This is a genomic window from Rufibacter psychrotolerans (genome assembly GCF_016924645.1).
Classification (GTDB): Bacteria; Bacteroidota; Bacteroidia; order Cytophagales; family Hymenobacteraceae; genus Nibribacter; species Nibribacter psychrotolerans.
Window position 1 is genome coordinate 197,602 of the sequence record NZ_JAFFJV010000005.1, and the last position, 21,967, is coordinate 219,568.

Annotated in this window: 19 protein-coding genes; 9 read left to right on the forward strand and 10 right to left on the reverse strand. The window is 56.9% G+C overall.

Features of this window, described 5'->3' with window-relative positions; all coding sequences use genetic code 11:
- Window positions 1-83: 83 nt before the first annotated feature.
- The 3 genes from JT718_RS06670 to JT718_RS06680 all read right to left on the reverse strand — a co-directional run bounded on the left by JT718_RS06670 (window position 84) and on the right by JT718_RS06680 (window position 3,403).
- Window positions 84-551, reverse strand: a complete 468-nt coding sequence (locus JT718_RS06670) for a hypothetical protein (protein ID WP_205501454.1) — start codon at window positions 549-551, stop codon at window positions 84-86.
- 153 nt (window positions 552-704) lie between these two features.
- Entirely contained in the window at window positions 705-2,150 is a 1,446-nt protein-coding gene (locus JT718_RS06675) for an SGNH/GDSL hydrolase family protein (protein WP_205501455.1), read from the reverse strand.
- An 11-nt stretch (window positions 2,151-2,161) separates the two neighbouring features.
- Window positions 2,162-3,403 carry an OmpP1/FadL family transporter gene (locus JT718_RS06680; protein WP_205501456.1) on the reverse strand — a complete coding sequence of 414 codons (1,242 nt, stop codon included), beginning with the start codon at window positions 3,401-3,403 and terminating at the stop codon, window positions 2,162-2,164.
- Window positions 3,404-3,672: 269 nt separating this feature from the next.
- Here JT718_RS06680 and JT718_RS06685 point away from each other — a divergent pair, with 269 nt between their 5' ends.
- From JT718_RS06685 to JT718_RS06695, 3 genes are all read left to right on the forward strand, one after another.
- Window positions 3,673-4,566, forward strand: coding sequence for an NAD(P)/FAD-dependent oxidoreductase (locus JT718_RS06685; RefSeq protein WP_205501457.1), 894 nt, complete (start codon window positions 3,673-3,675; stop codon window positions 4,564-4,566).
- A 293-nt stretch (window positions 4,567-4,859) separates the two neighbouring features.
- The gene (locus tag JT718_RS06690) at window positions 4,860-6,053 is read left to right on the forward strand and encodes a T9SS type A sorting domain-containing protein (RefSeq protein ID WP_205501458.1); all 1,194 of its coding nucleotides are present in this window, start codon (window positions 4,860-4,862) and stop codon (window positions 6,051-6,053) included.
- Between the two features lie 358 nt (window positions 6,054-6,411).
- On the forward strand, window positions 6,412-7,590 hold the full coding sequence (locus tag JT718_RS06695; protein WP_205501459.1) for a T9SS type A sorting domain-containing protein: 1,179 nt from the start codon (window positions 6,412-6,414) through the stop codon (window positions 7,588-7,590).
- A 75-nt stretch (window positions 7,591-7,665) separates the two neighbouring features.
- On the opposite strand, the gene JT718_RS06700 is transcribed toward JT718_RS06695, so the two are convergent.
- Window positions 7,666-8,505 carry a cyanophycinase gene (locus JT718_RS06700; RefSeq protein WP_205501460.1) on the reverse strand — a complete coding sequence of 280 codons (840 nt, stop codon included), beginning with the start codon at window positions 8,503-8,505 and terminating at the stop codon, window positions 7,666-7,668.
- A gap of 174 nt (window positions 8,506-8,679) precedes the next feature.
- Between JT718_RS06700 and JT718_RS06705 the strand changes: the two genes are divergently transcribed.
- Both JT718_RS06705 and JT718_RS06710 read left to right on the forward strand, forming a co-directional pair.
- A complete protein-coding gene (locus JT718_RS06705) occupies window positions 8,680-10,029 on the forward strand; it encodes an MBL fold metallo-hydrolase (RefSeq protein ID WP_205501461.1) in 1,350 nt (449 codons plus the stop codon).
- A 295-nt stretch (window positions 10,030-10,324) separates the two neighbouring features.
- A complete protein-coding gene (locus JT718_RS06710) occupies window positions 10,325-11,128 on the forward strand; it encodes a DUF481 domain-containing protein (RefSeq protein ID WP_205501462.1) in 804 nt (267 codons plus the stop codon).
- A gap of 362 nt (window positions 11,129-11,490) precedes the next feature.
- On the opposite strand, the gene arfB is transcribed toward JT718_RS06710, so the two are convergent.
- Window positions 11,491-11,895 (reverse strand): alternative ribosome rescue aminoacyl-tRNA hydrolase ArfB, encoded by a 405-nt coding sequence (gene arfB / locus JT718_RS06715; RefSeq protein WP_205501463.1) that lies wholly within the window; start codon window positions 11,893-11,895, stop codon window positions 11,491-11,493.
- 382 nt (window positions 11,896-12,277) lie between these two features.
- Between arfB and JT718_RS06720 the strand changes: the two genes are divergently transcribed.
- A complete protein-coding gene (locus JT718_RS06720; protein ID WP_205501464.1) occupies window positions 12,278-12,475 on the forward strand; it encodes a hypothetical protein in 198 nt (65 codons plus the stop codon).
- A 64-nt stretch (window positions 12,476-12,539) separates the two neighbouring features.
- Here JT718_RS06720 and JT718_RS06725 read toward each other — a convergent pair whose 3' ends face one another.
- Window positions 12,540-13,085: a hypothetical protein gene (locus JT718_RS06725; protein ID WP_205501465.1), complete on the reverse strand. Its 546-nt coding sequence runs from the start codon at window positions 13,083-13,085 to the stop codon at window positions 12,540-12,542.
- 281 nt (window positions 13,086-13,366) lie between these two features.
- On the opposite strand from JT718_RS06725, the gene JT718_RS06730 reads away from it, so the two are divergent.
- Together JT718_RS06730 and JT718_RS06735 are read left to right on the forward strand one after the other, a co-directional pair.
- A complete protein-coding gene (locus tag JT718_RS06730; protein WP_205501466.1) occupies window positions 13,367-13,768 on the forward strand; it encodes a BlaI/MecI/CopY family transcriptional regulator in 402 nt (133 codons plus the stop codon).
- Window positions 13,743-15,797, forward strand: a complete 2,055-nt coding sequence (locus JT718_RS06735; RefSeq protein WP_205501467.1) for a M56 family metallopeptidase — start codon at window positions 13,743-13,745, stop codon at window positions 15,795-15,797. Before JT718_RS06730 ends, JT718_RS06735 begins: the two co-directional genes overlap by 26 nt.
- A gap of 159 nt (window positions 15,798-15,956) precedes the next feature.
- Here the strand turns inward: JT718_RS06735 and JT718_RS06740 are convergent, their stop codons facing one another.
- From JT718_RS06740 to JT718_RS06750, 3 genes are all read right to left on the reverse strand, one after another.
- On the reverse strand, window positions 15,957-16,763 hold the full coding sequence (locus JT718_RS06740; RefSeq protein WP_205501468.1) for a cytochrome c oxidase assembly protein: 807 nt from the start codon (window positions 16,761-16,763) through the stop codon (window positions 15,957-15,959).
- Between the two features lie 24 nt (window positions 16,764-16,787).
- The gene (locus tag JT718_RS06745) at window positions 16,788-17,267 is read right to left on the reverse strand and encodes a DUF2243 domain-containing protein (RefSeq protein WP_205501469.1); all 480 of its coding nucleotides are present in this window, start codon (window positions 17,265-17,267) and stop codon (window positions 16,788-16,790) included.
- A 421-nt stretch (window positions 17,268-17,688) separates the two neighbouring features.
- Window positions 17,689-17,958, reverse strand: coding sequence for a DUF7683 domain-containing protein (locus tag JT718_RS06750; protein ID WP_205501470.1), 270 nt, complete (start codon window positions 17,956-17,958; stop codon window positions 17,689-17,691).
- A gap of 231 nt (window positions 17,959-18,189) precedes the next feature.
- Here JT718_RS06750 and JT718_RS06755 point away from each other — a divergent pair, with 231 nt between their 5' ends.
- Window positions 18,190-18,708 (forward strand): hypothetical protein, encoded by a 519-nt coding sequence (locus JT718_RS06755; RefSeq protein WP_205501471.1) that lies wholly within the window; start codon window positions 18,190-18,192, stop codon window positions 18,706-18,708.
- A gap of 58 nt (window positions 18,709-18,766) precedes the next feature.
- On the opposite strand, the gene galA is transcribed toward JT718_RS06755, so the two are convergent.
- Window positions 18,767-21,643 carry a beta-galactosidase GalA gene (gene galA / locus JT718_RS06760; RefSeq protein WP_205501472.1) on the reverse strand — a complete coding sequence of 959 codons (2,877 nt, stop codon included), beginning with the start codon at window positions 21,641-21,643 and terminating at the stop codon, window positions 18,767-18,769.
- Window positions 21,644-21,967: the final 324 nt, after the last annotated feature.

Below are 21,967 nucleotides of genomic sequence, written 5' to 3' on the forward strand. Positions count from 1 at the left end.
AAAAACAGAGCGGGAGCCCTGGGGCTCCCGCTCTGTTTTTGGACGGGTTGAGGCGTTTGAAACAGCCGTTTGGTGCGGTGGCGCTACTGCATCACGGTCATGTCCAGGGTGCCGGTGAAGTTGAAGCCAGAGAACGTAGTCTCAAATTCCGCCGACATCTCCGTGCTGCTCATTTCCTTTATGTCAAGGTCCAGTTCATCTACCGGCAATGAAAGCGGATCGCCCACGCCCTCCAGGTGTAGCACATTGCCGTTCAAAGACCAGCGGCCTTCGGCTTCCTGCGCATCTGAGGCATTGCATTTGCTGAGGCCTTCGTTCATCAGCAACACGCCGCCGGGCTTGAACTCTACGTAGTTGTCCCGCATGCAGGGCTCAGATTCCTCGTAGTAGTCTATGGTACCCAACAGGCTGGAGATGGTTAAGCCCGTGATTTGCCAGCGCTTGTTCACCAGCATTTCCTCTCTGGAAGGAGTGGAGTCATCATCGTCACTGCAGCCGGTTAGGAGCAGCGCGCCGCAAAAAAGGAGAAGGAGAAAGGCGTAGTTTTTCATAGAAGTAGAGATTAAATGGACCGTGACAAATCTATCTTTTTGGCACCATATTACCCAACGTATTCCCCCGGAATTAGTTGATAGCCAAAGGGCTGGTAAACAAAAAGACCAGCCGGGTAGGGCTGGTCTTCTGCGTAGCATGGTGCGCCGGGGTTACGGGAACAACACCGCTCTGAACTGCGTCACGTCAATGGTGGGGATGGAGGAGCCATACTTGCTGTTGATGGCTCTGATCATCTCGTTGGCAATGATGGCGTACCCGCGCTGGGTGGGGTGCACCCCGTCAAGAGAGAACAAGTTACCGGTGATAAACGCCGGAGAATAAGCAACTCCGTTCTGGGTAAAGCCAGCCTGGATGCTGTTGAAGAAATTATGCGCGTCAAACACTGCCAGGTCATGGGTTTGGGCCTGGGCCTTGATGGTGGCGTTAAAGGCATTGGTAGCCGTTTCAATTTCCGCCTGCTCATCAGCATCCAGCACCAGTGCGCTTGGCAATGGGTTCTCAACGCTTAAACCAAACATTTTGGTGGTATCTACCTGGTAGGTCTGCAGGTAACGGTTAATTTCCTGATCTCTGGCAGCGGCATCGGTTGGGAATTTGGCTCTGGCCTGATCACGCCAGTACTTGCCGGTAGGCTGCCCCAGCAAGCCCAGGTAGGCGCTGGAGGTTAGCGTGAACAGGGTAGTGCCGGTGTTTCCTACCCGGATATCATCGCGGGCAATGACCTTGCGCTGCGCACCGCTCTTGGTGAGCACCACAAACTGGGTAACCGCAGCCGGTAAGCCAGCCTTGAACACCGGGCCTGCCGTGGTGAAGAACGGAACCGATCTTACATCTGGAATGGTGGCGACAATGCCCTTAGCGGTCTTATTGCGGGATAACCCTGCAATGAGTTGGCTATAGACAGCATTGAAAGTGGCTGTTGGCGTGATGCCGCCAAACGGGTTGGCTTGGTCTACTACCCCGCCAGCCGTGGCATAGGCCAGCACATCATTGTTGCCCAACCAGACAGAGAAGAAGGTAGGCTGCGTGGCCACCACTTTCTGCACATAGCTTACCTGACCCACTTCGTTATCGGCGAGCAAGCGCTCAAAGTAAGGATTAACGCCGCCGTATACCGGGGTGGCGCTGGCTAAAACCGAGATGCCCGGCACGCCCCAGTTCTGAATGCCAGTTAGGTTTGATGCTTTGGCAAGCCTTGGCCCCCCGGGCAGCGGGGCGGCGTCTGTGCGCACCGCCAGGTTGGTGGTTACCGGCTGCAGGATAGGAGACCCGGTAGCCGTGAAACCGCTTAACCGCAGATAGCCAGAGCCGTTGCGCTGCTCATTGGTGAACAAAGGCTGCGCAAATGCACCTCCACCCGCAAAAGAAAATTGGTTAGCCAGGATGTTAGGGTAAGAGAAAACCTGGCCCTCCAGGTACAGGCCATTGTCCTGGTAACCGGCCGTTAGGGAGTTGCCCACGGCTACGTATTTGCTTAAATCCAAAGAACCCGCACTTACCTGTACATCGTCTTCAAACTCAGGGTCACAACCAGAAAACAGGAACGCGCTGGAGAGAAGAGCCGCAGCGCCAAATTTGTAGAATATATTCTTCATGGTACTTTAGATTAAAACTTATAGTTGAGGCCTACGCCCGGAATGTACGCCACTGACTTGTAGGTACCCGGTACGCCGCCAGACTTGCTGGCGTCATCGGTGCGCTCTTTCTTGTTGATGTACAGGAACGAGGCATCCAGGTCTATCCGGTCGCTCAGGGCAATGGTGAGGCCCGCAGACACGCCTCTTGAGTCGGCGTCTGGCGTTTCGGGGGTAAGATAACCGGCCTGCACCGGAGATTTGTCATAGTACGCGCCGGCGCGCAGGGCAAGAATGTCAGACACCTGGTACTGGGCGCCTAAGCGGTAAATAAACACGTCTTCATAGTTGCGCGGGCTCTCAGAGAAAGTCTCGCCCCTGATGCCGGCGTTGTAGTCAAAGCGCAGGGCCTTGTAAGCGCTCCACTGCACATGCTGGATGTCGGCGGCAATGGTGAGTTTCTCGGTAGGCCTGAAACCAATTCCCAGGGTAATGTTGGCCGGCAAGGGCAGCTTGGCGCCAAACTTGGTGGCCTGGAACTGGCTGGTGATGAGCCCTGAGCTGGGCAGCACAAAGGAAACATCGCCGTCTTCTACCTCCATCTCTACCTTAGACCTGTAGGTAAGGCCCAGGGAAAGCTTCTCAATAGGCTGGAAGTACACGCCCAGGTTAAAGCCCATGCCGCTGGCGCCGCCGTCCAGCTCTACCTGGCCCTCTGCGTAGTTAGAGGCTTGCAGCGGAATGCTCCGCTGTAGGTTTACGTTACCGGTAGCGTACACAAACCCGGCCCCAAAGCCCAGCTTGTCTGAAATGCGGTAGCTGATGGTGGGCTGAATGAAGATGGCCTGCAGGGTAAGCTCGTTCAGGCCAAAGCGGCCCTGCCACAGGGTTCCCCAGTTCACCGAGCTACCGTACGGCGTGTACACCCCAATCCCGAAGCGCAGCGGGCTCTCTTCCTTGCCAAACGAGGCATAGGCCTGGAACGGCGTGCTCAGCGGGTTGTCGGTCTGGGCCTGCGAGATGCCCGGCGCCGGTTCACGGTAAGCGATTTTAGCGTTCAACGCACTCACGCCTAACTGAATCCCGTTCTGCCGAAGGTGGGCCAGGGCGCCCGGGTTGAAGAAGATGCTACTTTGGTCTAAAGCCAGGCCGGTACCCGCGTGCCCCATTCCTATCTGCTTTTGCCCCTGTAGGTTGGCTTGGAAGCCTCCCGCCGTGGCCACGCTTGCTGAAAGCACGGCACTGCCCAGAAAGGCCAAAAATTTGTTTTTCATGCGTTTACTAGTTAAAAATAGGTGTAATTGGTTCTTGCATATTTGTTAATCAAATATAGAAAAACAGAACAGATATTCTAATAGTGGTATGCATAAGCACTATATATTTTAGAAATATTAATAACCTCTTTAGGGTAGCCCCCGCCGCCTTGCCGCAAGCCGTTGGTTTTTAACTTCTTGGTGATGATCCGCAAGAAAAAAGCGGTCCAGGCGCCATCTCTTTTCTGCCAGATGCGTTTAGCCTTCACTGGCTAAGTGAAATTAGATCTATGTATGACGTTTTAATTGTTGGCGGAGGCCCGGCTGGGCTTAGTGCGGCCATGCTGCTGGGCCGCTGCATGCGCAAGGTGGCCCTGTTTGATTCTGGGGAGTACCGCAACTCCTATTCCCACGCCATGAACGGCTTCATCACCCGCGACGGCACCCCGCCCCAGGAGTTCCTGCGCCTGGGCCGCGAAGACCTGGAGAAATATGAGGTAGAGTTCAAGCACAAGCGCATTGTGAAGCTTGCCAAGGAAGGCGAGCTCTTCAGGGCCTGCGATGAGGAAGACCAGGTGTACCTGTCCCGCAAGGTGCTGCTGGCCACCGGCCTCAAGGACCGCTGGCCCCAGCTGCCCGGAGCCGAGCCGTTCTACGGCACCAGCATCCACCACTGCCCGTACTGCGACGGTTTCGAGTCCCGGAACAAGCCCCTTGCCGCGTACGGCAAGAACCGCGATGCCATCGGGCTCTCGCTTTCGCTCAAGACCTGGAGCAGCGACGTAATGCTGTTCACCGACGGCACCCACCGCCTCACCCGCGAGGACCGCGAGCTCCTGGGCCGCAACAAGGTGCAGATCAACACCGCCGCCATAGAGCGGTTGGAGGGCGAAGAGGGGCACCTGCAGCGCATCGTGCTCAGGAACGGGCATGTAGAGCACCGCCAGGCCCTGTTCTTCTCCACCGGCTCAGACCAGCACTCAGACCTGGCCCGGCAACTGCAGTGCGACTTCACCAGCAAGGGCGTGGTGCGCACCTACAAGCACCAACAAACCAACGTGCCCGGCCTGTACGTAGCCGGCGATGCCGCCCGTGACATGCAGCTGGTAATTGTGGCCGCCGCAGAAGGCACCAAGGCCGCCGTAGCCATCAACATGGAGCTGCAGAAAGAATTCAGGCTGTAAGCTCTGGTCTGTGGAATTGGGCAACTGACGGCAAGGGCGTTTCAGGGCTGATTTTCTGGAAAGTACGGCAAAACACATTGCCCTAGAACAATACCACTATTTGTTGTTGAAAAATCAATAACAGATAGTGGTATTTGTTTTAATGTTTATGTAATTTAAAGTCACCATATGGAAAAGCGTTAAAGATGCTCCCGCAAAAGGCTTGCGTACCAAAAGGAGTAGTCTTTGGAGAGTAGACGTGCAATGCCGCCAGGCTTGCTGTGAGTGGTTGCAGTCATTGATTTTTGCTTGCAATGAGAACGCTTTTCCTTGCTGTGGTGCTAGGCGCTATTTGCTTTAGTGCCGTTGCGCAAACCACGCTCACCCTGCCTCGCAAGACCCAGACCTATTTTATCCGTACGGATGTTTCTCCGCCCACGTGGATGCTGGGGGAAGTGCATACGCATACGTACAATGCCCAGGGGCAGGAGACAGAGCGCGTATCAACCTTTAACGGGCGCAACCGTGCCCGAACGGTCAAAACCTATTCCAATTTTCAGTTACAGGAAACCACCCACCAGTTCTGGTCTATGGTTATGGAGGCCTGGATAGACGAAGCCAAAGCCCAGTACCAGTATGACCAGCAAGGCCGGGTAACCAGCCTTACAATGCTGCAAGACACGGGCACAGGAAATCCTGTCAATGACGCAAGGGAGCTCTTCTACTATACGGGTGACGCAGAAAAGCCCGAGACAATACTCCGGCAGGATTGGAGAGGGGCTGCCGACGGCTGGGTGGACATTGAGCGGTCTACCAACTACGTGTGGTCTACTGATCCGGGCAACCCCGTGGGGTTTAGCCAATTTGACTTCCAGGAGTACAATGCCACTACCAACGCCTGGGTCAACGACCTGCGGGTAAGCGCAACGTATGACCCGGCTGCCCGCACGCTCACGATTGCCGTTGACACGGCCACTTCCAGCACAACCTGGGTGAACTGGAGCCGCAACGTCACTACCTATGATGAGCAGATGCATGAAACCAGTCAGCTGAGCTATCAGTGGACCAATGGTGCCTGGGCCTTCATAAACGGGCTGCAGTACCAGTTAACCTACAATGCCAACCGTGTACTTGTGGAGAAAATAACCAGGCAGCAGAAAACGGAGGGAGCGCCCCTGGTAGATTTGTTCAGAGAGGTGTACTCAGAGTTCCAGACGTTTGTGGTGACAGGCGCAGGGGAGCAGCGGCCAGAGGCCTCGCTGGTTCTCTACCCCAATCCAACGGCAGACAACCTGGAAATCAGCCTGAGGCAGGTGGCGTTCAAAGAGGCGCAGGTGCAGGTAGTTACCCTGCAGGGGCAGTACGTGTATGAGGCCACGGTGAGCAGCCGGAGCATTACCGGCCAACCTCACGTGATCTCCCTCCAGCACTTGCCCGCAGGCACGTACATCCTGCACCTGAAACTGGACAGCAACCAGGAGATTTCGCGCCGGGTGGTAAAGCAGTAGTTGAGCCTGCTGCCAAAGGCCCCCGCGTAACCCGTGGAACAACCCGCTAAAGGTGGGTTTTAGGGCAGATTCTGCAAAAACAGGCCTAAAACTCATTTTTGTGCAGAAAGAAAGGGGGTTGCCAAGAGGAACCTGCAGCGGGTGCGGGAGGAGCTGGCGGGGCTCCGGAACAAAAAGTAAGGGAGGGCATGGGGGTAAAGGCAAGAGCGGCTGTCAGAAGGTAACAGGTTGCCCTAAAGAGGTTTAGGAAGAAAGAGGCGGGGGACAGTGAGGCGTTTTGAAAAGGGCAGACAACGTAAGAGTTCAGCTAACCTTGGTTTTTGTCTAATTCTATACTACATCATCCAATCCCATTCCTATGAAAACACTCTACATCTTTGTCTTGCTAGGTGCCCTGTGCCTGAGCGCCTTCGCGCAAACCACCGTTACCGTGCCCCGTCAGTCCAAGCACTTTCTCTGGGATGAAGGCAATTGGGAATACGCCAGTGATCAGTTCTATACCTATACTTCCAGGGCGCAGGTGCAGGAGAGTATCATGAAGGTGGGCACCATCAACCAGTCCAGAACGGTGAACACCTATGAGAACAACAGGCTGAAGGAAACCACCGCCCAGTCCTGGTCCATCCTCAACAACGCTTGGGAAGATGTTACCAAATTAATGTACGAGTATGACGCCAGGGGCAGAACCATGACCATCACCATACAGACCAAGTTCGGCCTTGATCCCCTCAAGAACTCCATCCGGTCGGTGTACACTTACAACGGGAATGACGCCAACCCCACTACCGTGCTGCACCAGAGCTGGGATGAGGCGGGCAACGCCTGGGAAAACTCTTCCAGAGACACCAACCTCATGTGGTCTACCGACGGCGCCAACCCCTACGGCCTCATCACCGCCGAAACCCAGGACTACAACAGCAGCACCAACACCTGGGTGAGCACAGAGAGGGTGAACACGTCTTACAACACCACTACCCGCAAGCTCACCATTACCACCGAGGTGCACACAGGCACCAACTGGGAGAACGATACCCGGGAGATACTGACGTATGACGCCAAGAGGAACATTGTGAGCATGCTGGACCAGGAGTGGCAGAACAATGCCTGGGCCTTTGATGGCGAAACGCAGATAGACTACATCTACAATGCCAATGATGTGCTCACTGAGCGGATCACCAAAACCAAAGACGAGGAGACCGGCCCGTTTGAGAACGCCTTCAGAGATGTGTACAGTGATTTCCAGATCTTCAACATCATGAAGTCGCCTGAGCAGCTGCCCCAGTCGTCGCTGGCCGTGTTCCCCAACCCCACCGCCCAGGACCTGAACATCACCCTCAAGAGCGTAGAGTTCAGGGAGGCGCAGGTAGAGCTGGTGAACGCGCAGGGAACCAAAGTGTACGAGGCCGCCATCTCGCACCGGTCCCTGGCTGCTGGCGCGCACGTAATCCCAACGGAGCACCTGGCGGCAGGCATGTACATCCTGCACATCAGAACAGACAACAACAAAGAGATTGCCCGCCGGGTGGTGAAGCACTAGGCAGCAGCTCAGCTCCTTGAAGCCAAGGGGCGCCCGGGAGGTGTCATCTCCCGGGCGCCCCTTTTTTGCGGGGTACTAGCGGGCGGCCTGCGTTCTGGTGGTAAGCTTTCGCTTCTGCTGCGACACCTTCCGGAAGACGCGGTCAGACAGGCAGTATTCATGGCCTTCCACCAGCAGGTGCATGGTAAGGTTCTCAATGGCGATGGGCTCGCCTTCGTCCACCTCCTCCAGGTTGGAGTACCGCACGTGCGAGCCGTCCATGATGGTGACCACCCCAGCCCCGAACACCTCTATGTGGTTGCCCCCTTTGATGATGATGCCCGTTTCCTCACCCAGGCCCACGCCCACAAACTGCGGGCGCTTGGTCACCGCATGGGCCAGGCGGCCAAAGCGGCCCCGCTCGGTAAAATGGGTGTCAATGAACACGTTCTGGATGAACGAGAGCCCCTCAGTGGTCTTTACCTCGCCCTTCACCAGGGAGTAATACCCGTAGCCCTCATAGATCATGCGGTTAGACATGGCCGCCGCCCCGGCGCTGGTGCCCGAGATGGTGATCTCTTCCTCCATAAACCGGGTCTGCATGAGTTGGTGGAGCTTGGTGCCGCCCAGGAATTCCTTTAGCCGTAGCTGGTTGCCGCCCGTGAAGAAAATCACCTGGGCCTGCTCAATGCGGGAGATGTTCTCGGGCCGGTCTGCTTCATTGTCTTCGTCAATGTGCATGAACCGCACGCTGCTGCAGCCCAGCTCCTCAAAGGCTTCTTTGTAGGCCTGCCCAGACTCCATGGGCTCCAGCGTGGCCGTGGTAATGACCTCTATGTTAGAGTGCACGCTGCAGATCTCAGACCTGATCAGGTTGATTAAGACGTCATCATCGCCGCCGCCCAGGGCTATAAGGGTTCCTTTAGGGGTTTGCATGGTAATCTGGGTTAGGGTAAACGGTGCAAAGGGTTCTCTCATCCCCTACGCGAGAATGCCGCCCAGGGGTGGTGCTGCCGGAGATAGTTTCTAAAATAGCGCAGAAATCGCTCGCGTCAAAGGCCGGGCACGGGCCTCAACGATATATGGGCGCCATACGTATTTTCTGTTGATATGAAGATTGAGCAATTTGAAGACAAAGGACTCGCCCAGTTCTCCTACATTGTCATGAGCGAAGCCGAGATAGCCGTCATTGACCCGGCGCGTGACCCCAGGCCGTACGAGGAGTATGCCATGCTGCACGACGCCAAAATTGTGGCCATCATAGAGACGCATCCGCACGCCGACTTTGTGAGCGGGCACCTGGAGCTGTCTGAGGCCCGGCAGGCGCCCATTTACGTGAGCAAACGGGCCGGGGCCACCTACAAGCACCAGCCCTTTGACGAGGGCGACCACCTGAAGATTGGCCAGGTAACCCTGGAGGCCCTCAACACGCCCGGCCATTCGCCAGACAGTATCTCCATTTTGCTGCGCGACCCCAGCGGCAGGGAACACGCCGTTTTCACCGGCGACACGCTCTTTGTGGGCGACGTGGGCCGGCCAGACCTGCGCGAAAACGTGGGCAACGAAACCGCCGCGCGCGAAGAACTGGCCCGCCAGATGTACCATTCTACCCGCCAGAAACTCATGCAGTTGCCAGACCACGTGCTGGTGTACCCGGCGCACGGGGCCGGTAGCCTCTGCGGCAAATCCATGAGCCAGGCCAAGTCCAGCACCATTGGCGCCGAGAAAGCCTCTAACCCCGCCCTGCAGCCCATGACGGAAGAGGAGTTTGTAGCATTTATCACCGCCGACCTGCCCTTTGTGCCCAAGTACTTTGCCTATGACGTGCGCCTGAACCAGAAAGGGGCGCCCAACTTTCTCACGTCCATCAAGCAGGTGCCCATCATCGCATCAGACCATGACCTGGACGAGGAAAGCCTCATCATTGACACCCGGCCGCAGGACCAATTCAAGCAGGGGCATCTGCCCGGCGCCATCAACCTCCAGGACGGGCCCAAGTTTGAAACCTGGCTGGGCTCCATTGTGTGGCCAGATGAAACCTTCTACCTCATTGGCGAAGACGAGGAAAAACTGCGCGACCTGGTGTGCCGGGCCTCCCGGATTGGCTACGAGCCCCTGATTGTGGGCGCCATGCCCGTGCCGCCCACCGGGTCAGAGCAGCTGCCCCTGCTGGACCTGGACCACTTCAGGGCCCACCCAGAGCAGTACACCATCATAGACGTGCGCAACGAGAGCGAGGTGCGGGAAAAACCGGTGTTCAAAGGTGCCCTGTCGGTGCCGCTGCCGGAGCTGCGGGAGCGCCTGCCCGAGATCCCCACGGAGAAGCCCCTGGTGCTGCACTGCGCGGGCGGTTACCGGTCGGCGGTGGCGGCCAGTATTGTGGCCCAGTTTGTCACAGGCGTGCCGGTCTATGACCTGGGCGACGCCATTTCTGAGTTCAACGGCTCCCGGAAAGCGTAAGAGAGGCGGCATTGATACCGGTCGGCGATGGGTTTTAGGGGTGTTTTTTAGAAAACGGCCCCAAACCGGAGTGCTGGCGTTTGGGGCTGTTTGGGCCGGCCCTTTGGGGTAAATGCTATGCCAGCACAGGGGCACCCGGTGCCGCCGGCTGGGCCGGTTTAGGCGCAAAGCCTTGGCCGCTTGGGCTAAAAGTCCTAACTTCGGGTAATACAGGTGCAAAGGGCGTTTACCGCTGGCATCTCAACGTTCACCCTGAAGAAGGACCTGAACCCTTAGGGGCCGGTCTGTTTTGCGTATGTTTTTGCTATTCCGTCGTTCTCTTTTCTGTCTCTTCCTGCTTATTTCCTTATCGGCCCCGGCGCAAATCCTGAACGTGGAGAAATCCAGGGTAGAGCGCGACTCCTCTCATTACTTCACCGGCAAGGCTGGCCTGAACCTGAACCTGTTTAACCGGGCCGTGGGCAAGGAGGGCAAAACCGACCACTACATTGGCCTGACGGGGAGCGGCAACATTGGCTATGTCTCTGAGCACAACACCTACCTGCTGCTGGCTTCCTACAATTACGTGCGACTGAAGGGCGAAACCCAGGTAGAGACCGGGTACGTGCACGGCCGGGTAACTTTCAGGCGGAAGGAACGGCTGTCCTATGAGACCTACGCCCAGGGCCAGTACGACTACAACCGGGGGCTGGAGTTCAGGGCCTTGGTGGGCGCAGGCATCCGGTACACGGTGGTGCAGAAGGCGAACATCAGGTTTAACCTGGGTACCGGCGTCATGTACGAGCACGAGCGCTGGCGCAACCAGGAAGAAGACCGCTACATTAAGAAAGACATTCCCAAGCTGTCTAACTACGCCAGCATCCGGCTGCCCCTGAACCCGTACCTGGAGCTGAGCACCATCCATTACTACCAGGTGGGCTATGACCAACCGGCGGAAATGGCCCGGCACCGCTTCAGCGGCGATATCTCCATTGTCACCAAGATCAACAACCGGTTTCAGCTGATCACCAACTTCTCGCACACCTATGAGAACCGGCCCATTGTGCCCATCCCCAACTACCTGTACAGCCTCACCAACGGCATTCAGGTGAGTTTCTAAGCGACGTACACGCAGATTGAGGCTGCGTTCAGGTTATCAATGAGAATACCAACACTGGCGACCGGGCGACCGGTGATGACGCTGGCCGCCGGCGATGGGGCATTGAAAAGCGCATCATTATCGGCAGAGGAGGAGCTTCAAAGTTCCGGCCATCCATGGCAGCCTTTGAACGCAGCGGAGCGGATGGGAGCCTCTGATAGGCAAAGAAAGGCGCTTTGGGTAGCTGTCCGTAAAGGAGACGTTGCTTTAGAAATACAGCGGCGGTGCCACGCATAAGGTCTTTTCGCTGCTGCTATGTGCTTGCGGTAGGAGGCTCTCCAGTTGTTTTGGGGCTCTTTTTCAGGAAAGGGCGGTAAAACAGCTTACTCCATCCGGCCCCTGAACCCGCGGTTGGCTTTCTTCTGGCTTTGCTTCTGTTTGCTCAGGAGCCGCTTCTGCACGGCGGCTTTGGAGGGACGGGTGCGTTTGCGCGGCTTGGATCGGTGCAGGGCCTGTTCCAGCACCTCGTACAGCTTCTGCACCACCAGTTCCTTGTTAGCCAGCTGGCTGCGGTCTTCCTGGCTGGCCAGGTGCAGGAAACCCTCTTTGTTGAGTCTGGGGCCCAGTTTCTCCAGGAGCAGCTCTTTCTGTTCGGGGCTGAGCAAGGCGGAGCCTTCAATGGAGAACCAAACCTCTACCCGGCTGGCCACCTTGTTCACATTCTGCCCGCCCGGGCCACTGCTGCGCGAGGTTTGAAACGTCAATTCTGGGGTTAAATCTGGTAGCATAGAGTAAGAGTACGGGCCCTCCCCAAAGAAGATGGTCCTCCTTGCAAAGAAACCGCAGGGAGCTTGGCCTACCTGGCGCATGATTAGCCTTGGTCTCTGTGTGCCCGACCGCCTGGCAACTACTGTTCACTTCTGGACAATCCTGGTTCAGGGGCGGACACTCTTTTAGAGGAGGTTATGTGCAAACACCTGTATATCAACAATTTAAATAATGGCACGACATTGGGAAAGAAACTAACCAGAACAGGCAACCAAAGAAGCAGGGTCTGCATCTTTTAATTGAAGCGGTTGCACAGGAGCCCAGACCAGCAGCAGTTTTTGCTGGAGCATGCAACCAATCAGAAAAGCAAGTGTCTATCCATCAACGTTACTACCTAAAGCCATGAAAGTAATTGTCCTCTTATTCGCCATGTGTATTGGATCTGGCCTGGCCTTGAAAGACGCCCTGAGCGGGCTCAACTACAAGCAGGAAGTGATCTACATTAACCAGACAGGCAAGCGCATGCCGGCCCCCACCGCTGAAGCCAACGCTACGGCCTGTAGTTTCGGCACGGCCGGCAAGGTGACCTTCAGCGCCTAGTCGCCACCACGCCGCTCTGCCGTTTTGGGGGTGATTTTGCCAAACAAGCCCCAGAACAGCCGCGCTAAAACCAGGAAGAAGCCTTCTTCTTTTTATCCTTGTCTTTGCCCTTGTTCTTGGGGGTGAAGATGCTCTTGATGATTTGCCCCGGGGTGGGCGGTTTCTCCCGCACCAGCACGTACCTGATGGAGAAAGCCCCACCCATGTTGAACCACTCCTCGTGTTTGAGGTGGATGGCAGGCTTCAGGTCCGCCGAGAGCAGGAACGGGAGTCCGTTCACCTTGTACTCTATCCCCCCGATGACGTCAAACCCGTAAATGGCGCCATAGTCTTTGAGGCGGCCGCCGTGCAGGCCCCCGCCCATGTAGTAATTGAACCGCTGGCCTAACATAGGGAAATGCTGCTCTGCCAACACCGTGGCCGTAATTTGCCGGGGAGCAGCCGTCACTATCCCTTCCAGCGTGGTGCGGTCCAGGATCTTTTGCTGAACGGTAAGCCCAAATTCGTCATTGCCAATCCGGAGGCCGGCGGCGGTTTTATAGCGTTGCGCCACGGCTGGCAGACAGCTCAGGAAACTAAGCCCCAACCCTAGCAGGAAAACTTTCTTCATGCGGTAAAGTACGGAAGAGATTGCCAAACAGCCGTGCCCAAAGCAGGGGCTGTCTGCCTCCTGAACGGCCAACGCCCCCAGATTCGTTTACCCCACCGCTTTATTAATTAGCAGGCATGGTGCCAGGTGTAAACCAACCCTATGGGAATCAGACATATAAGAGCGTAGGGGCTGTTGCGGGTATTAACTACGAAAAAATTCGTGCTAAACGTTTCCTTTTTACGAAATGCTTCGTATACTTGTCTACGAAGTTAGTCGTAGAACGAGAGAGGCCAGCCACCATGGAAAACAACGCACCCCCCAAACCCACCGAAACCGAACTGGAAATCCTGCAGATCCTGTGGCAACACGGGCCCAGCACCGTCCGGTTTGTGAACGAAGCGCAGAACAAGACCAAAGAGACCGGCTACACCACCACCCTCAAGCTGCTGCAGATCATGTTTGAGAAAAACCTGGTCCTGCGCGATGAGGAAAGCCGCTCGCACGTGTACCGCGCCGCCGTCACCGAGGAAGAAACCCAGCAACGCCTCCTGGACCGGTTCCTGGACACCACGTTCCGGGGCTCGGCCATGAAACTGGTAATGCAGGCCCTGGGCAACCACCGCACCACCCCCGCTGAATTAGACCAAATCCGCCACCTTTTGAAAAAACTTGAAAATGACTCCTCAAACGCTGATCTATGATGTAGTACCAGAGGCGGTAGCCCGCGCCCTGGGTTGGACCCTCCTGCACTCGCTCTGGCAAGGTGCCCTGCTGGCCTTGTTGTTAGCGGTACTGCTCAGACTGATGCACCGGCACACTGCCGCCGTGCGGTACCGCGTGGCCTGGGGCGGGCTCATGGCCATGCTTACGGTTGCCCTCATGACTTTCAGTAGGCTGTACGTGCCAGAGGCTGGTCCGCTAGAAGGGGCGGCGGCCTTCACTGCCGCTGAGGGCGGAGCGCAGGTCACCACCGTGCACCTGTTTTCGGTGCAGGCTCCCTCCCGCTGGGAAACCCTTGTAACCCAGGGGCAGGCGTATTTTGAACAGCATCTGCCCGCGGTGGTGCTGCTGTGGCTGGTGGGCATGCTCCTGATGGGGCTGCGGTTGCTGGGCGGCTGGGTGTACGTGCAACGGCTGCGGTCTTACCGCGTGAGCCCGGTGCCGGCGGCCTGGACCGTGAAGGCGCAGGAGCTGGGCCGCCAGCTAGGCATGACCACCGCCGTGAAAATGGCCGAGTCGGCGCTGGTGCAGGTGCCCATGGTCATCGGGCACTTCAAGCCGCTGGTGCTGCTGCCGCTGGGTACATTGGCCGGTTTGTCGGGGGCGCAGGTAGAGGCCATCCTGGCCCATGAACTGGCCCACGTGCACCGCCGCGACTACCTCCTTAACCTGCTGCAGAGCGTGATGGAAACCCTGTTTTTCTTTCACCCGGCCGTGTGGTGGATGTCTGACTGCATCCGCACCGAGCGGGAACACGCCTGCGATGACCTGGCCCTTTCTATCTGCGGCGACTCGCTCACCTACGCCTATGCCTTAACCAACCTTGAAGAAATCATGCTCAAAAAGAACTCCACCTCTCCCCGCCTGGCCGTGGCCTTCTCGGGCCGCCGCCGCTCCCTGCTGGGCCGTATTGCCCGGTTGGTGCAGCAACCTGCCGTGCGCCCCTCCTTCTCTGAGGGCTTCCTGACCAGCTGCGCCGTGGTAGCCGGGCTGCTCATTTTCTCGGCCAGCGCCAGCGCCAACTACACGGCGGCTGCGCAGGAAGAAAAAACCTCCCCTCCGGCCCTGGCCAAACCTCCCGTTTCCGCCGCCCCGCTTGACTCCCTAGATGAATCCGAGGAAGAACTAAGCCTGCAGCAGTTGGACGATGACCTGGTAATTGTGAAAAACAAGAAGGGCAAAGTGGTGGAGCTGTACGTGAACGGCCGCCGGGTACCCAAAAGCGAGATGGGCAAGTACCAGGACCAGATTGACCGGCAGTTGGCAGCCGCCAAGCAAGGCAAACCCCTCAGAGACCCCGAGGAACTGGCCCAGGCCCGGCGCCGGGTAGACGCCTCGCTGCGCCGCTTAGAGACCGATGATTACCTGATGCCGCCTCCGCCCCCGGCCCCAAGAGCTCCCCGGGCCCCCATGCCCAGGGGCGAAAGATTCCGGGGCGAGGTGCCGCCCGTAGCCCCTGTGCCGCCGGTACCACCCGTGCCACCGGTGTCTGATGACAAGAAAGAGCAGAAGGCCTACGAGCGGTCCATGAAAGAGTACCAGGAACGCATGAAGGCGTTTGAGGCCCGCATGGAGGAGTTCAGAGCCCGGCAGGAAGCCTTCATGGCTCAGAACCCAGGCAGAATGCGCGAGCACGAAGACCGTATGCGCGAACATGCCCACCGCATGGAAGAACACACCCGGCGGCAGGCCGAGCACGCCGTGCGCATGAGGGAGCATGAAGTGCGCAGGGCAGAACACGAAGAACGCATGAAGAAGCATGAGGCCATGATGAAAGAACTCAAGGCAGCCCTCCAGGCCGATGGCTTCCTCAAATCGGCCGACGATGACTATGAGTTCGAGATCAACAAAAACGGCCTGTTCATCAATGACCAGAAGCAATCTGAGGCCCTGTTTGAGAAATACAAAAAGCTCATGCAGAAAGCCTCCGGCGAAGACGTAGACGTGATGCTGCAGAAAGACGGAGCCAACTTCAGGATCAGGAACAACTCCCGCCACACCACCAGGTAACCCAATTGGGTTGCCCGGCAAAAGAAATCCCCTGCCATCTGTTTCAGGCCTTTTTTCACCAAAAAGGCCTGAAACAGATGGCAGGGGATTTTTGTGCGCAGTTGGCTGGCACAGCGTAGCCATCGGGGAGCCGGTTGCCAGGGCTGGCTGGCCGGGTTGCTAGGTAAACAGGACCTCGTTCTGGTGTTTGGGGTGGCGCCGCTTCCGGTACCAGGCCGCAAAGAACGCAACCGCGAGCAGCAGTTCAGAAAAATCTCCGCCGTAGTACATGAGCTTGGCCGCAGCCCTTATCTGGTCTGCCCCGTGGGGTGAGTGCTGCGGATACAGAAACGCGTACATCACCTTGCTGAGGTAGGCATGGGCCGCAATGCTAACAAACAGCACCAACGCCCTCACCCTGAAACCAGGCCGCCGGGGAGCCGGGTCTGGCCCGGCAATGGACCAGGTAAACAGATATCCGGCCGCCAGAAAATGCAGGTGCAGCAGGTGGTGCAGGGCCGGACTGGTGAGCGTGGCGTTGTACAGCGGCGTAAGGTACAGTGCGTACATGCCCCCAATGTTCAGCAGCAGGGCCGTTACCGGATGGCTGATAACGTGAAAAAAGGAACTGCCCAGCAGGCGGGTAAGGAGTTTGGCAAGAGATCTGGGCAAGGTATTCAACGCCAGCGTAACCGGAGCCCCCAGCACCAACCCCAGCGGGGCCAGCATGCCCACCAACAGGTGCTGTACCATGTGGCCCCTTATGTCATGGTGCGCCAACTGCATCAAGGGTGGGAGCAGGGCCACGAAGAGCAGGACCAGGCCACCACCAAAACTGAGGGAGCGCCAGCCGCTCCAGGGGCGGTGTTTCTGGCGCATCACTGCCACGGCGGCCAGGTACAGCGCCAGTACCAGCGCTATCAGCAGCAGGGGAATAAGTCCGGTGGCGCCGCCGGCCAGGGCATGCGTAGGTTCATGTTGGTGCATTTTGCGGAAGTTTTGGCGAAAAGATCAAGGAAACGGTTCGGCCCTTCTTTTCTCCCGGGCTTTGCACCTGAGCCATAGCCAAAGGCCAATTAGCAGCAATACAATCGCCGTCAGGTTCCAGGCCAGGTCATAGGGCCAGAGCGGCACGTTGTACCTGATTTGGTGCAGCCGCAGCACCTTGTGGTCAATGAGCCCATCAAACAACTGGAACCCGCCCAAGCCCAGGAAAAAGCCGGCCCAGGCCCTCAGAGGCACCAGAGCCCGCTGCTGGCGCACCTCTGAGAGCATGAAACAGCCCGCCACAATGGCCACTAACTCCGCGGCGTGTAAAAGCCCATCGGTGAGCAGGCCAATGGCGGGCGTGGCCCTGTCGTAGAAATGGTGCCAGCCCAGGATCTGGTGGAAGATAATCTCATCAACCCCGGCCATCACTCCCACGCCAATGAGAAAACTGGCCCGCATGGATCTGGCGGGCTGTGGTTGCGACTGCGATGTAGTGCCCATAGAAACAGTTTTTTCTCTCTTTCTCTGGATACGTACGTTCTGGTTGCATAGTCAGGTGTGCCCCAGGGAATTTAGGGGTGTTTGCTAGTTGCCGGGTGCCTGGGAGGGAGCAAGTCTCACATTCTGGTTGGCCGGCACCCAAGTGAGGGCAGTAGCCGGGCAAATTAAGAGAAGATAAATGAACTAGGACGTTTTACCGGTGAGTACCGCTGGTGGCCCTTGGGTGTAGTTGGCTCTGCGGTCCGCTATTGGGTTACTCTGCTGGCTTGGCCCTCCGGTGATTCCCTCTGCAGAATGCTAGAAAAAGCGTGTAAATTTCTATGGAAAGGGTTTAGAAGGGTACGGAGCCTCGTTGGCAGCAGAACTTGTACTATTTAGGTAAAGCCCTGCTGCCTTAAGGAGGTTGGAGGTACGTGCTTAGTTAGTGTAGTTGTGTTTCATGTTGCTCTGGTTTTCCTTGGTAGCAGCACAGGAAATACATATTCCTGCTGGTGTCAAAATTGCGGCCCTTGCCTTCAAAATATTCTTTCAGGCTGCCCGAGATTTTATAGCAGTCATACAGCGCCGGATCATATCTTTTGGGGTTAATGATCTTTACTGCCTGCTCCAGGTCAAAATCAGAGATTGGAATCTCGCTTACCAACTCTTCTGTGTTCTTATCAAAGACATCAAACTGCCTTACAATTTTCATGATTATTTATAGAGATTAATTAGTTGCTATACCAGCCGGTCCTCAGTGAATTGTCCAATTTTTAAAGCAAGCCGGATAAATCGGGTGAAAGTACTCCATCATGGGTACAAACCAAAGCAAACGGCAGTATTTAGTTTTAGAATTTTCCTGGCATAAGACCGCGCCACCATCCGTCTACCACCGGTGCGGGTAATTGCGTACCTTCACGGCTCGTTTAAACGTGTGACTACCATGAGTGCAAATACCTTTCCAGAAATGCAGCAGTTGCTGGAATTGCCGATAACTAAGACCACCCGGCTGGGGCATGTACAGTTTTTCCACTTCGGGAAGGCGCATATCACCAACGCCAGCGGCCTCATCCTGGACGTGGGGGCCTGGACCCTGGAGGTGGCCTGCCACTGGCAGGTGGAAGTGGCCGGTGACGTGACCATCCGGTTTGAGGAGGTGGAGATTCCCCGCGACACCCAAACCCTGGCCGACCCGAACTTTGATCCGCAGGTGCCGGGCAGCACGCTCCGCGACCGGAAACTGCAGGAACTGGTGCGGAGCCAACGGGAGCCGCTGCGGGTGCTGCAGGTGACCGCCTCCCCGCAGGGCGACCTTACCCTCACCCTGGACGGGAACAAGGTGCTGCGGGTAAGGCCCAGCGAAGGCGTGCTGGAGGAGACTTCCTATTTCTGGCGGGTTTTCAGCAATACCGGCACAAACCAGAACGTGCGCTTTGGACCAAACGGGGTAGAACGCGAATAGGCCCGCCCCGTTTTGTGCAGGGCAGGCTTACTGTATGCTTTTGAGCCGTGGTGAGGAGTTAATCAATAGAAGGCCTTGTCGCTACGGCGGCAGATTCTACCTTCAACGTGGTGGATTTCAACCCTTGCCCGGTGGCGGATAAGGTGATTTCGCCGGCGTCTTTGGTGGTCTGGATGATGATCTGGGCCAGGCCGTTGAACAGTTTCCGTTTCCAGATAGGGGCCGGGGTGAAGACTTGAATGGTGCCGGGATCTTGGTTCACGTTATCCCAATCATATTTCTTAGGGATAGGCGTAGCCACAATCTCCAGCTGGTTTGGACCGGGCTTCAGGATGGAATGATCCAGTTTGAACACGTTACCCTCGGCGCTTTCCTTGAGGTTCCTGGTAATCTCTTTGCCGTTAATGTAAATGGTTTGCTCCCGCCCGATGCTCTTGTAGAAGAACGTAATGTCTGCGCCGGAGAAGTTGGCGGGCAGTTCAAATGAGCCGCGGTGTACGTAGGCAGGAGCCAGGTTCTTGTAGTCCCGTTTCTTGAACGCATCGTCCCAGCCGCTGGCGTTTGTCTCCTGGAAAGCGGCCTGCCCGTTGTCCATGCCTGCTACTGGTTTCTCTTTCAGGTCGGTGATTCCCACGGTTTTGATGTCTTCAATAAACCGGTCTTTCTCCAGCGAGGTAGGATCGCCGTTGCCCACGCCAATGATTGTGCCGGGGCCTTTGAGTTGGAAAGAAATCTCGTTCCCGGCGGTAGGTACCGCCAGTTTGTTTTTATCTGCCACTGAAACCGTGATAACGGCAATGTCTTCCCCATCGGCTTTAAGGGAAGTTTTATGCGGAGTGAGTTGCAGAGCAGCAGCTTCGCCGGTGGTTTTCACCACATCGGTTAAAATCTTCTTGCCGTTTTTGTAGCCAACGGCTTCCAGCGTGCCCGGCGCGTAGTTCACTTTCCACTCCAGGTGCGAGTTGGGCTTCATGGTTTGTCTGCCCAGGCTCTTTTTGTTCAGGAACAGTTCCACTTCATCGCAGTTGCTGTAGGCCCACACGGGAATCTCCTTGCCTTCTTGTCCTGGCCAGTTCCAGTGGGGCAGCAGGTGCAGGGTAGGCTGATTTGACCACCACGAGCGCAGGTAGAACACGTTGTCTTTGGGGAAACCGCAGTTGTCTATCATCCCGAAGTAAGACGTCACCGAGGGCCAGCCGTGCGGCGTAGGCTCTCCGCGGTAATCAAAGCCGGTCCAGATGAACATGCCTGCCAGCCACGGCCGATTGGCGTAGAACGTCCAGCCTTCTTCAATGGAATAGAACGTGGGGCGCGGTTTCCGGTCATAGGCGGCCTGGTAGTGCTTCTCCAGATCGGTGACGTACACGCCGCGGGTGGCGAAGGTAGAGCCTTCCTCGGTGCCCATGCCGGGCTGGTTGGGGAATTGTTTGTGGTGCGCTTCAATGTCGCCGTTGCCCAGGTAATTGTAGCCCATCACCTCCAGCACATCAGAAATCCCGCTCCGGAACCCGCCGCTGATGCCCGCCGAGATGGCCCGCGTAGAATCCAGGCTTTTGGCGTAGTCCTGCATGGTGGTGGCGATGCGCGCCCCGATGATGCTGTTCTCAATAGCCCATTCCTCGTTCCCAATAGACCAGCTGATGATGCTGGGGTGGTTCCGGTCGCGGATGATCAGGCGTTTCATGTCTTCCATGCGCTGCTCAGAAGTACCCATCAGGCGGTTTTCGTCAATGACCAGCATGCCCAGTTTGTCGCAGGCCTCCAGCAGTTCCGGGGTGGGCGGATGGTGGGAGCAACGGTAGGCGTTGGAGCCCATGTCCTTCAGAGTTTTGATGCGCCAGTACTGTAGTTCATCGGGGAGGGCGGTGCCCACGCCGGCGTGGTCCTGGTGGTTATTGGTGCCTTTCAGTTTTACGTGCTTGCCGTTCAGGAAGAAGCCTTCTCTGGCATCAAACCGGATGGTCCTGATCCCGAAAGGCGTTTCGTAGCGGTCGGTTTCCTGGTTTCCGGTGAGGACGGTGGTCACCAGTTTGTAGAGGTACGGCGATTCCAGATCCCACAACCGGGCATTGGTCACCGGCAGCACCATGCGTACTTCCTGCGTCTGGAACGGCGCCAGGGTGAGGTTGTCCTGCCGTTGGGTGGCCACGGTTTTGCCGGCAGCATCTACAATGGTCTGCAGCACCGAGAAGGTTTTGGCTGACTTGTTCTCATTGAGGATGTTGGCCCGGGCGGTGACCTGCGCGTTGGTGTTGTTCACCTGTGCGGTCACAAACGTGCCATGGGGCGCTACGTGCAATGGGTTGGTTTTGGAAAGCCACACGTGGCGGTAAATGCCGGCGCCCTCGTAGTACCAGCCTTCTTCCATGGTGGCGTCTACCCGCACGGCAATGGTATTGTCAGCGCCGTAATTCAGGTACTCAGAGATGTCCATCCGGAAGGTGTTGTAGCCGCTTGGCTCGGCACCCACCAGATGGCCGTTCACCCACACCCTGGAGTCGCGGTACACGCCGTCAAACTCCAGCGCAATGCGGCGGCCCAGATCCGAGGCGGGAATGTGGATGGTTTTGCGGTACCAGCCCACGCTCCTATCAGGGAAGTTACGGCCGATGGCTTTGAACCCGTGGCTGAAGCTGGCCTGCGGACTGAAGTCCTGTTCCACCGCCCAGTCGTGCGGCAGGTTGAGCCGGCGCCAGGCCCGGTCATCAAACTTGGCGGCGGCGGGACCGTCGCCGTAGCCGGCTTTGGCCAGATAAGAGAAATAACTGGTGCCGTGGTCGAAATCCTTTTTGGTGTCTGACGGATGTCCGAAGGCAAAGCGCCAGTTGAAATCCAGCAGGAAACGTTGGCGGCCGCCGCCGTTCTTTTCCTGCGCAAAGGCAAGATGCACCAGAAACAGTAATCCGAGGAACAGGTAGCTCTTCAGGCGTGACATAGACAGAAGGTTGAGAACGGAATCAAGTTACTTAAAACTTCGGCAATTTTGGTAGGGTGGTCTTTTTGGGCCTGTTTCCTGAAAAACGGGACTAAAACGCGTCCTCTGCCAGGGCCGGTGATGGGAACAGGCCTGGCTTTTCCTTCTTGAATATAGAAGAGTTTATATATTTTTGCAAGGCCCCCGCCTGCCTGGCCTGTCTTGGGGAAAAACTGCGCTGCTTCCTGGCAGATTCTCCCAAAACGGTCCTAAAACAGAGCCAGCAGAGTGGGCAGGCGCTGGTAAGTTGCCCTGGTTTTTGAGCGGGGCAAGCAACCTTTGCGC